The following is a 10,910-nucleotide window of genomic DNA, read 5'->3' as shown; positions in this document are numbered from 1 at the left end:
CTTATTTATCCTCCAGCAGATGGGTGTTGAAGTCGTTGCGCAGGGCGTCGATGCCTTCCAGGCGATCGGCCAGATCGGGGCTGCGCAGGGTCAGGCAGGCAATCAGCGCCTCGACCTGGGCCAGCGCCGGCACCATGGTGTCGAACGGCGAGGCCGATTCCACCGGAGCACTGATGATCAGGTCAGCCAGTTCACGCAGTGGCGAGGCATAGATGTCGGTGAACAGCACCACCCGCGCGTTGTTGTTCTTCGCCGCCGAGGCCACCCGCAGGGCCTGGGACTGGTAGCGGCGGTAGTCGAACAGCAGCACCACGTCCTGGCGTTGCAGATCGAACAGGCGGTCGGGCAGTTGCGCGTTGTCTTCCAGCGCAAAGCAGCCGGGTCGCAGCAGGCGCAAGTGGTTGAGCAGGTAGTTGGCCATCAGGCTGCTGAAGCGCCCGCCGAAGCAGTAGATCTGGTGCCGGGTATCGAGCAGCCAGTCGAGCAGAATGCGCACGTCTTCGGGTTGCGTCAGAACCTGGGTTTCCACCAGCAGGCGTTGGCTGTCAGCCAGATAATGGCCCCAGGCATCGTCTTTATTGAGGTGCGAGCGTGGCTGCAACAGGGTGCGCGGCGAACGCAGGCGGTGGTCCATGTCGCTGAGCAGGGCGTCCTGAAACTCGGCATAACCGCCAAATCCGAGCTTCTTCACCAGCCGCACGATGGTCGGATCGCTGACGCCGGCGTGTTCGGCCAGACGCGCCATCGGACCCAGGCCGTTGCGTGGATACTGGTCGAGCAGGGCGCGAATCACTTTGCGCTCCGACGGCGTCAGTTCCAGGCCGGGGTCGGTGATCAAGTCTCTGAGAGGGGGCATCCGGGCTCCTGCTGGATGAAGGGGGGGTGTTGAATTCGTTTCACAATCCGTTAAAACAGTATTTATGTAACTCAGGTTACATGTCTAGTGAATTTTTAGCGTTGGCGATTCGACGTTTAAATAAGCTCACAACCCTGAGTAACAAGGGCTACACCTGAGTCTGTGCCTCTTGTAGTCCATTGCCTCCAAGCGTGTCAGACATTGCCGCTTTTTCTACTTCAGAGTACTGGGCTGGAGGTTCACGAGATCCCCTGAAGCGACCGGGTTACGGCACAATTGCCACAAGACCGGCGATTTACCGCCGATTCAGCTGATGTTCATCGAGTGAAATCCTGTGCAGTCCACCCGTTTGACTTTGATTTGCCACGCGCGAACCGTCGCACAGAAATTGTCGCGCTTTCCTACGAACGAGCCTGTTGAGAATTCGCCATTCGCGATTGGCGCGTTGGCCGCGAAGTTCACCGGTGCCAGTCGTTTGTTGTGCGGGCCGGAATTGCGTACGCGTCAGACCGCCGAGTGGTTCGGTGCGGCGCCGCAAGTGGACGAAGCGCTGCGCGATTGCGATTGGGGGCGCTGGCACGGGCAAGCGATCAAGGATCTGCAAGTGCGCGAGGCCGAGGCCTTGCAGGCGTGGATCAATGATCCGCAGGCGGCACCGCATGGTGGCGAGTCGGTAATGCAGTTGAGCGAACGCGTGGCGGCATGGCTGACCAGTCTGCAAGGCGTTCCGGGGCACATCGTCGCCGTCACCCATCCGTTTGTGGTGCGTGCGGCACTGATGCAGGTGTTACAGGGCGCGGCGTTCAACGCGATTGATGTTGAACCGTTGTCCGTGGTTGAACTGCGGTTCAACGGCATCTGGCGGCTACGCTTGGTGGGTATCGATCTTGCGGGAGCACTGTGATGAAACGACTGTTGGTCATCGGCATCGGCGCCGGAAATCCCGACTACATCACCATGCAGGCGGTAAAGGCGCTGAATCAGGTCGACGTGTTCTTTCTGATGGACAAAGGCCCGAGCAAGGACAAACTGATCGATCTGCGGCGCGACATCTGTGCGCGCTACATCACCGACCCTGGGTATCGCTTCGTCGAAGCCCACAGCCCGGAGCGCGAGCGCGGCGAAGTGGACTACACCCGCGCGGTCGATGCTCTGAACCGTGCCAAGCAGGAAACCTTCGAACGACTGATCAATGAAGAATTGGCTGACGAGCAGTGCGGCGGTTTCCTCGTGTGGGGCGACCCGGCGCTGTACGACAGCACGATTCGTATTCTGCAGGCGATTCTGGTGTCAGGCCGCTGTGCTTTCGAGTTTGAAGTGATCCCCGGGATAACCAGCGTTCAGGCGTTGGCGGCGCAGCATAAAGTGCCGTTGAACAGCATTGGCCGGTCAATTGAAATCACCACTGGCCGGCGTCTGGCGGCAGGGCAGGAGAGTGACACGGACAGCCTGGTGGTGATGCTCGATGCGGAAGATTCCTACCACCATGTGGCGGATCAGCAGACCGAGATTTACTGGGGCGCTTACCTCGGCACGCCGGATGAGATTCTGATCAGCGGCAAGCTCAAGGATGTTGCGGATCAAATCGAGCGCACGCGCAAAGCGGCGCGGGCCGAGCATGGGTGGATCATGGATACCTATCTGTTGCGCAAGCCCTAGATTATGTCTGTCTGGGCTGGCCTCTTCGCGAGCAGGCTCGCTCCCACAGGGGTACCCATTTCAAATGTGGGAGCGAGCCTGCTCGCGAAGGGGTCATCACAGCCACCTCAGGAAATCGCTTTGACCCCACGCCCAAACCGCTCCCGATACACCGACGGCGGCACCCCGACCACGCTGCGAAACGCCACGCGAAAACTTTCCACCGAGCGATAACCGCAGCGCTGGGCGATCTGCTCGGTGCTGTGCACGGTGCTCTCCAGTAATTCCCGCGCCCGGGCCAGTCGCTCGTGTTGCAGCCACGCTTTGGGCGATTGTCCGCTGGCTTCGGTGAAACGGCGCAAAAAGGTGCGCTCGCTCATCGCCGCTTCGCTGGCCAGATCGCGCACTTCCAGCGGTTGGTGCAAGCGCTCGCGGGCCCACTGCATCACCCGCGACAAGTCGTTGCGCGGCGTCGCGCTGACCGGCGTCGGGATGAACTGTGCCTGACCGCCAGTGCGTTGCGGCGACATCACCAGCCGCCGAGCCACCGAATTGGCGACCTGGGTGCCGAAGTCCCGTGCCAGCAGATGCAGGCAGGCATCGATCCCGGCGGCGCTGCCCGCCGAGGTGATCAACTGTCCGGAGTCGACGTAAAGCACGTCCGGATCGACCGCAATCGCCGGAAAGCGTCGCGCCAGTTCTTCGGTGTAGCGCCAGTGGGTGGTCGCACCGTGGCCGTCGAGCAAGCCACTGGCGGCCAGCACAAACACCCCTGAGCAAATTGACAGCAACCGCGCACCCTGGGCGTGGGCCTGTCGCAAGGCGCCGATCAGCGCCGGCGGCACCGGGGCCTCGCGGTCGCGCCAACCGGGAATGATGATGGTGCGCGCCTGCGCCAGCAGCTCCAGGCCGCCGTCGGCCAATACGTGAATCCCGCCCATGGCGCGCATCGGCCCTTGATCGACGGCGACGATGCAGTGCTCGTACCACGGGAAATCGAATTCCGGCCGGGGCAGGCCGAAAATCTCCACGGCAATGCCGAACTCGAAGGTACAGAGGCCATCGTAGGCCAGAATCGCAACCAATCCAGGTGAGTCAGGCATTTGGCGGAAAATTCCCGGTGAGTGTCTTGCGCGCCACTGTAGCGCCAAGCGCTGGCCCGATAAAGTCTGCTCACACCCCAACAGATGAAGGAGCCACACAACATGACCAGCCTGGTTCGCGACATTCCTGCTGCACCGTCGGCCATTGCCCTGATGCATTTCAGCAACCGTCTGACGTTTGAAACCGATTGTTCTGACGTGTACAGCAGCCAGGAAGCCGGTGAAGTCGATTTTGTCCTGGTCGATGTGCGCGGGCCTTTGGCGTTCGAGCGCGGTCACGTGCCGGGCGCGATCAACATTCCGACCCGCTTGCTGACCGCCGAAGGCCTGGCGGAGTATTCGACGAGCACGTTGTTCGTGGTCTATTGCGCCGGCCCGCACTGCAACGGCGCCAACAAGGCTGCGGTGAAACTGGCGGCGTTGGGTTACCCGGTCAAGGAGATGATCGGCGGCGTGACCGGCTGGCTGGATGAGGGTTTTTCGCTGAGTGTCGAACAGCCTGCCCGAGTTGTCATTGCCTGCGAATGCTGACAGGTTTTTCAGCCATTTCCTGAGCAGAATCGGAGTTTGTCCTACAGCCTTTGCACCATGTCGGCGCACTGTTGATCCCGGTCAACGCGTGCGCCGATTTTCTGTAAGTATTTGTCGCCTAAACACAATTTGCCCTGTGCGCCCCGCCATAGACTGCCGGCCACGTCGGTTTTTGCTGCTCAATGGCCATGACCGAACGCCAATCGAAAGCTGCCAATAAAAGCCTCCGCACACAGGAGTAATAAATGAAGAAGCTAGTGATGTTCGGTGCCCTGGCACTGTCGATGTTGTCCCTGACCGCAGTGGCCGAAGACGCCAAACCGATTCGTCTGGGGATCGAAGCCGCTTACCCGCCATTCTCGATGAAAACCGCTGATGGCAAACTCACCGGGTTCGACGTCGATATCGGCGATGCCCTGTGCAAACAGATGGATGTCAAATGCGTGTGGGTCGAGCAGGAATTCGACGGCCTGATCCCGGCACTCAAAGTGAAGAAGATCGACGCAATCCTGTCCTCGATGACCATTACGGATGACCGCAAGAAAAACGTCGATTTCACCATCAAGTACTACCACACCCCGGCGCGCTTCGTGATGAAGGAAGGCTCCGGTGTCAAAGACCCGCTGACCGAGCTCAAGGGCAAGAAAGTCGGCGTGCTGCGCGCCAGTACCCACGACCGCTACGCCACCGACATGGCCAAGGACGCCGGGTTTGAAGTGGTGCGCTACGGCTCGCAACAGGAAGCCAACCTGGATATGAAATCCGGTCGTCTTGACGCGATGCTGGCCGACTCGGTCAACCTCAGCGACGGTTTCCTGAAGACCGACGCCGGCAAAGGCTTCGAATTCGTCGGCCCGACCTACGAAGACGCCAAGTACTTCGGCGGCGGCGCGGGCATCGCGGTGCGCAAGGGCGATACCGAGCTGGCCGAGAAATTCAACAAGGCCATCACCGAAATCCGCGCCAATGGCGAGTACAAGAAAGTCCAGGACAAGTACTTCGACTTTGACGTGTACGGTCATTAATACGCTGTAGAAAAAAGTGGTCCCGTTTGCGCGGTGGCCACTTTTTTTGTGCTCTGATTCATAGGAGAACCCTGTAGGAGTGAGCCTGCTCGCGATAGCGGTTTAACATTCAGCCGCTTTAGTGCCTGACACACCGCTATCGCGAGCAGGCTCACTCCTACAGGGGATCTGCGTGATCCAGCCATTCAGGAGTTTTCCCATGCAACGCATCGACCATGTCCTGCCCTGGAGCCATCTGGGCAGCGAACGTTCCCTCAGCGTCTTCCGTTACGGCGCGGGCAGCCGCAAGGTGTACATCCAGGCCAGCCTGCACGCCGACGAGCTGCCGGGGATGCGCACCGCGTGGGAACTCAAGCAACGCCTCAACGCGCTGGAACAGCAGGGCCGTCTGCAAGGCGTGATCGAGCTGGTACCGGTGGCCAACCCGATCGGCCTCGACCAGCACCTGCAAGGCAGCCACATGGGGCGCTTCGAGTTGGGCAGCGGGAAGAATTTCAACCGCGCGTTTGTTGAACTCAGTGCGCCGGTGGCGGCGCGCATCGGCGAGCAACTGGGCAGCGACGCCGAGGCCAACATCGCCTTGATCCGCCAGACCATGGGCGAGGTGCTCGATGAGTTGCCAGCCCCGGCCTCGCAACTGGAAGCGCTGCACCGCTTGCTGCTGCGCCATGCCTGCGACGCCGACATCACCCTCGATCTGCATTGCGATTTCGACGCGGCGATTCACATTTACGCATTGCCGCAACACTGGCCGCGCTGGCAATCGCTGGCGGCGCGACTGAAGGCCGGCGTGGCCTTGTTGTGCGAAGACTCCGGTGGCAGTTCGTTCGATGAATCGTGCTCATCGCCGTGGCTGCGTCTGGCCCGAGCGTTTCCGAGTGCGGCGATTCCCCCGGCGAACCTCGCCACCACCCTTGAACTGGGCAGCATGGGCGACACGCGGGTCGATCAGGCGCAGGCCAATTGTGAAGCGATTCTCGGCTTTCTCGCCGAGCAGGGTTTTATCAGCGGCGAATGGCCGGCGGCGCCGAGCGAATGCTGCGAAGGCATGCCGTTCGAAGGCACCGAATACCTGTTCGCGCCGCACCATGGCGTGGTCAGTTTCCTGCGCAATGCCGGGGAGTGGGTCGAGCAGGGCGATGCGCTGTTCGAAGTGGTGGATCCGTTGAATGACCGCCTCACCACCGTCCGCGCCGGCACCAGTGGCGTCCTGTTTGCGATTGATCGTGGGCGCTACACCCAGCCGGGGATCTGGCAGGCCAAGGTGGCGGGGCGTGAGCCGATTCGGGTGGGCAAGCTGATCAACGACTGACAGATTTCCTTGGATTTTCCGGCCTCATCGCGAGCAGGCTCACTCCTACATTTGGAATGCGTTTTCCCTGTAGGAGCGAGCCTGCTCGCGATAGCGGTCTCGCCAGCACCACAATCTTCAGAGAGTGTTAGGCTCACCGACGAACCCGACACTCTGTGAAGGAAGGCTCTATGTTGAAGGCGTTTGCCCTGTTAACCCTGCTGGCGTCCAGCGTCGTCCACGCGCAAACCACGCTGCAAAGCGATTTGCCACTGAAATACATCGAACAGGTTCACCCGGACGCGAACACTCGGCCGCTGGTGATTTTTCTGCACGGTTACGGCAGTAACGAAGCCGATCTGATCGGTATGAAGTTTCAGCTGCCGGCGCAGTACAACTACCTTTCGGTGCAGGCGCCGTTGGCGTTGGGCGAAGGGCGTTTCCAGTGGTTTCGCAAAAAAGGCGAAGGCGCCTACAACGGTGAGACCGATGATCTGAAGGCCAGCGGTCAGAAACTGCGGGAGTTTGTCGCCCAGGCGGCGAAGAAATATCACGCCAGCCCGGACAAGGTGTACCTGATCGGCTTCAGCCAGGGCGCGATGATGACGTACGAGGTGGGCTTGCGTCCGCCCGTGGCGGTCGGCGGCATTGCAGCGTTGAGCGGACGCCTGTTGCCGGTGTTGAAAACCGAGCTCCAGGCGCAGCAACAACCGTTGCCGCTGAAGATCTTCATCGGCCATGGCACCGCCGATGATCGGGTGCCGTACCGCGACGGCACCGCGGCCAATGCGCTGCTGCAAAAACTTGCCTACAAACCCGAGTTTCACGCTTATCCCGGTGTCGGCCACAGCATCAGTTCTGCCGAACTGCGGGACTTGAACGCCTGGCTGCAGCAGCTCAATCCGTAAGGATCACTTGTCCTTGAGGATGGTTTTCACCAGCGCATCGTGACCGCTCTTGTCGCTGGCCCGGGAAATCACCTGGACCAGCGCGATGCGCTTGCCGGAGGCGGCGAGCAGCGTGGTATTGAGGGTCTGGCCGCCGCCCTGAGTGGCGGTGCTGTCGACCTGACGCACGCCGAGGCCGCTGCTTTTCTGGGTCAGGCTTTTTTCGCTGAGCTTGTTGAAGTCCGGCAGGGCCTTGCGCTGGTCATCGATGAAACTCGCCAGGCTGCCATCGAGAAATTCGTTGTCGTTGTCCTTGACGCTGGCGCCACCGGCGATCTGGTTTTCGGCGGCGATGACCACAGTCTTGGTCGCCTGATTGGTGTACATCGTGCCCTTGGCACCGGTTGGCCCGGCCGGCAGCGGGTCGGCGGTGAAGCCTTTGGGCAGGACGAAGGTGAACTTGCCGTCGAGCATCGACCCGTTGTTGGTCGAGGCTTTTTCCTTGGGCTTGGCTGCCTGGGCGTTGAGGGCGCCGAGGCCGGCGACCGCCGCCAGCAACAGGACGACGGCTTTCTTGCTGAGCAATGACATGTGAATCTCCGAGGGATGGTCGCGCCAGGGCGGCGATGATCCCACGGAGCATGCCTGGCATTCCAGCGCGGTTTGTCAGGCTGCCTCAGCCTTGAGGTTGTGGGCTTTTGGCGGGAGTCGGTCGGGCCAGCAACTTGCGGGTGACCCCGAGCATCGCCACCGACACCGCGACACCGGCGATGAATCCGCTGAGGCCGAGACTCGGCAGGGTCAGCGCCGTCACCAGGCAAAATGCCGAGAACGAGTACATGCCGGTCGCCGTCGCCCGCAGCAATGCCGCGGTAAACGCTGGGCCACGAGTCTGCTGAGAGAACACCGCCATCACACTGCCGAGCACCGGGAACACCGCGAGCAGGCCGCTCCAGCGCTCGCCCACGGTACTCGCAAGCATGGTCACCAGTAGCGTCAGCGCCGCGCCGGCAATCATCCGCCAGAGCAGTTTGTCCGACTTCGGTGCCGGGCCGCTCAGCACCGGCTGCACGTCGGGAAACAGGTACGGCGCGGCGAGCAGGGCAATCGCCGCCGCAGCGACCGAGAACGTCAGTGACGACGGAATCAGCGACAACACCAGCGCCAGTACCGCCCACACCGACAGTGACGCCGTCAGCGCCAACGGCCAGTTCGCCCGCTGCGCCACCTGCGCGTAGGTGATGCAGAACGCGATCATGGCGAACATCGCCGACAGCGCCGCCACCGCCGATTGCGCAGCAAACTGCGGCCCCTGTTCGATGGCGAGGAAAAACAGAATCGGCCCGACCACCACCGGCAGCCCCGACAGCCAACCGGCGACGCTTGGTCCCCAGCGCTTGCCGGCGAGAGAAATCAGCAGCAGAAAAGCGGGGATCAGCAGTAATTTGAGGATCAGCACGCGGGAGGCCTCCGGGGATGGAACGGCCAAGGTAACCGATTGCTGCATTGATCGACAATTTTTGTATACAAAGTCTGCGAGTGATATCCGCTATGCTCTGAAGATCAGGTTTTAACGGAGTCGATGCCGCGATGAGCAAACCATCGAAGTTGCTGCGTGGGTGCTGTGGCATCGGCTTGTGGGCGTTGTTGCTGACGCCGACCTGGGCCAATTGGCAGGACGCCGTGCCCGGCGCGCAAATCATCGGCACCGGTGATTTCAGTGTGTTCGGCTTTGACGTCTACAACGCCCGGTTGTGGAGCGCGGCACGCCCGTTGTCCACCGAGCAGCCCTTCGCTCTGGAGCTGATCTATCGGCGCAAGATCTCCCGTGACGATCTGGTGCAGGCCAGTGTCGATGAAATCAAACGGCTGGCAGGCTCGAGCGTCAGTCCCGCACAACTGTCCAGGTGGCAAGGGCAAATGGAACAATCGTTCGTCGATGTGCAGGCCGGCACGCGGATTACGGGCGTGTATCTGCCGGGGCAGGGCGCGCGGTTTTTTGTCGGTCAGCAGTTGCAGCATGAAATCGATGATCCGCAATTTGCCCGGGCGTTTTTCGATATCTGGCTGGATCCGCGTACGCGCAATCCCGAACTGCGTGAGCAACTGTTGGGCATGAGCCGATAGAGTTTTTGTTCTTCAAGGCGCTGACTGAAACCTCTAAGCTGCGTCTTTCGAACTTGTTTCTGGATGTGTGCGTGAAATTCAGCTTACCCAAAATCGCCACCGCGCCGTTCTGCCCGCCGGAGGTGGCCGGCAGTGTCGCGGTGGATCCGAGCGCTTCGTTCTTCAAACGCGTGCTGCGTTTTGCCGGGCCTGGCTTGCTGGTGTCGATCGGCTACATGGACCCGGGCAACTGGGCGACCGCGATCGAGGCCGGTTCGCGTTTTGGTTACAGCCTGCTGTTCGTGGTGTTGCTCGCAAGTCTGGCGGGAATGGTCGTGCAGTGCCTGTGCTCGCGTCTGGGCATCGCCACCGGTCGCGATCTGGCGCAATTGGCCCGCGAGCGCTACAGCACCCCGACCGCACGCCTGCAATGGGTGCTGGCGGAAATCTCGATCATCGCCACTGATCTGGCCGAAGTGCTCGGCTGCGCCCTGGCGTTTCACTTGTTGCTTGGCTGTTCGCTGACCTTCGGCATTGCCCTGACCGCCTTCGACACGCTGCTGGTACTGGCCTTGCAGAACCGTGGCTTCCGTCGGCTGGAGGCGATCATGCTGGTGCTGGTGGCGACCATCGGCGTGTGTTTCTTCGTTGAACTGGTGCTGATCAAACCCTACTGGCCAGATGTGTTCGCCGGTTTCAAACCGTCGCTCTCGGCGATCAGCGATGCCGCGCCGTTGTATCTGGCGATCGGTATTCTCGGCGCGACGGTGATGCCGCATAACCTCTACCTGCACACTTCGATCGTGCAGACACGGATGATCGGCAGGGACCTGGCCAGCAAGCAGGACGCGGTCAACCTGGCGCGCATCGACACTATCGGCTCGCTGGCGCTGGCGCTGCTGGTCAACGCGGCGATCCTGATTCTGGCGGCGGCTGCGTTTCACCAGTCCGGGCATACCGACGTGGTCGACATTCAGGACGCCTACCATCTGCTCGACCCGCTGGTCGGCGGCGCGCTGGCCAGTGTGCTGTTCGGCGTGGCGTTGCTGGCGTCGGGGCAGAGCTCGACGTTCACCGGGACCATCGCCGGACAGGTGATCATGGAGGGTTATCTGAACCTGCGGATTCCCTGCTGGCAGCGGCGTTTGATCACTCGCGGACTGGCACTGATCCCGGCGTTCCTCGGCGTGTGGCTGATGGGCGATAACGCGGTGGGCAAATTGCTGGTGCTGAGTCAGGTGGTGTTGAGCCTGCAGCTGCCGTTTGCGCTGTACCCGCTGATCCGCATGACCAGCGACAAGCAACTGATGGGGCCGTTTGTGAACCGGCTGCCGACCCGGGTGCTGGCGTGGGGCTTGTTTGCGGTGATCAGTGGGGCGAATGCCTGGTTGATTCTGCAGATGGTGGTGTGATTTTCAAAGCACCCTGTGGCGAGGGGATTTATCCCCGATCCAGTGCGAAGCGCTGGCAAAG

At 61.3% G+C, this 10,910-nt stretch carries 12 protein-coding genes; 8 read left to right on the top strand and 4 right to left on the bottom strand.

Going from position 1 to position 10,910, the window contains the following annotated elements; genetic code table 11:
• Nucleotide 1 precedes the first annotated feature (1 nt).
• Entirely contained in the window at nucleotides 2–856 is an 855-nt protein-coding gene (locus tag ACM6I7_RS09440; RefSeq protein WP_027611641.1) for a MurR/RpiR family transcriptional regulator, read from the bottom strand.
• Nucleotides 857–1,301: 445 nt separating this feature from the next.
• On the opposite strand from ACM6I7_RS09440, the gene ACM6I7_RS09435 reads away from it, so the two are divergent.
• Nucleotides 1,302–1,760, top strand: coding sequence for a histidine phosphatase family protein (locus tag ACM6I7_RS09435; protein ID WP_414888436.1), 459 nt, complete (start codon nucleotides 1,302–1,304; stop codon nucleotides 1,758–1,760).
• Nucleotides 1,760–2,515, top strand: a complete 756-nt coding sequence (gene cobF / locus ACM6I7_RS09430) for a precorrin-6A synthase (deacetylating) (RefSeq protein WP_414888435.1) — start codon at nucleotides 1,760–1,762, stop codon at nucleotides 2,513–2,515. The genes ACM6I7_RS09435 and cobF overlap by 1 nt, the downstream gene beginning before the upstream one ends.
• Before the next feature lie 107 nt (nucleotides 2,516–2,622).
• Here cobF and ftrA read toward each other — a convergent pair whose 3' ends face one another.
• A complete protein-coding gene (gene ftrA, locus ACM6I7_RS09425; RefSeq protein ID WP_414888434.1) occupies nucleotides 2,623–3,597 on the bottom strand; it encodes a transcriptional regulator FtrA in 975 nt (324 codons plus the stop codon).
• Between the two features lie 102 nt (nucleotides 3,598–3,699).
• On the opposite strand from ftrA, the gene ACM6I7_RS09420 reads away from it, so the two are divergent.
• From ACM6I7_RS09420 to ACM6I7_RS09405, 4 genes are all read left to right on the top strand, one after another.
• Nucleotides 3,700–4,128 carry a rhodanese-like domain-containing protein gene (locus ACM6I7_RS09420; RefSeq protein WP_027611645.1) on the top strand — a complete coding sequence of 143 codons (429 nt, stop codon included), beginning with the start codon at nucleotides 3,700–3,702 and terminating at the stop codon, nucleotides 4,126–4,128.
• Nucleotides 4,129–4,373: 245 nt separating this feature from the next.
• The gene (locus ACM6I7_RS09415) at nucleotides 4,374–5,153 is read left to right on the top strand and encodes an ABC transporter substrate-binding protein (protein WP_003226194.1); all 780 of its coding nucleotides are present in this window, start codon (nucleotides 4,374–4,376) and stop codon (nucleotides 5,151–5,153) included.
• 199 nt (nucleotides 5,154–5,352) lie between these two features.
• Nucleotides 5,353–6,465, top strand: a complete 1,113-nt coding sequence (locus tag ACM6I7_RS09410; RefSeq protein ID WP_103367684.1) for a M14 family metallopeptidase — start codon at nucleotides 5,353–5,355, stop codon at nucleotides 6,463–6,465.
• 170 nt (nucleotides 6,466–6,635) lie between these two features.
• A complete protein-coding gene (locus ACM6I7_RS09405) occupies nucleotides 6,636–7,352 on the top strand; it encodes an alpha/beta hydrolase (protein ID WP_414888433.1) in 717 nt (238 codons plus the stop codon).
• Between the two features lie 3 nt (nucleotides 7,353–7,355).
• On the opposite strand, the gene ACM6I7_RS09400 is transcribed toward ACM6I7_RS09405, so the two are convergent.
• On the bottom strand, nucleotides 7,356–7,922 hold the full coding sequence (locus tag ACM6I7_RS09400) for a hypothetical protein (protein WP_414888432.1): 567 nt from the start codon (nucleotides 7,920–7,922) through the stop codon (nucleotides 7,356–7,358).
• Nucleotides 7,923–8,007: 85 nt separating this feature from the next.
• Nucleotides 8,008–8,790, bottom strand: coding sequence for a hypothetical protein (locus ACM6I7_RS09395; protein WP_414888431.1), 783 nt, complete (start codon nucleotides 8,788–8,790; stop codon nucleotides 8,008–8,010).
• A gap of 131 nt (nucleotides 8,791–8,921) precedes the next feature.
• Here ACM6I7_RS09395 and ACM6I7_RS09390 point away from each other — a divergent pair, with 131 nt between their 5' ends.
• Nucleotides 8,922–9,458: a chalcone isomerase family protein gene (locus ACM6I7_RS09390; RefSeq protein WP_414888430.1), complete on the top strand. Its 537-nt coding sequence runs from the start codon at nucleotides 8,922–8,924 to the stop codon at nucleotides 9,456–9,458.
• 71 nt (nucleotides 9,459–9,529) lie between these two features.
• Nucleotides 9,530–10,849: an Nramp family divalent metal transporter gene (locus tag ACM6I7_RS09385; RefSeq protein ID WP_414888429.1), complete on the top strand. Its 1,320-nt coding sequence runs from the start codon at nucleotides 9,530–9,532 to the stop codon at nucleotides 10,847–10,849.
• Nucleotides 10,850–10,910 lie beyond the last annotated feature (61 nt).

The sequence above is a fragment of the Pseudomonas sp. IT-93MI4 genome (assembly GCF_949767635.1).
GTDB classification, from domain to species: Bacteria; Pseudomonadota; Gammaproteobacteria; order Pseudomonadales; family Pseudomonadaceae; genus Aquipseudomonas; species Aquipseudomonas putida_A.
The sequence above is the reverse complement of the archived record's forward strand: the minus strand, read 5'-3'. Positions and strand labels throughout refer to the sequence as shown.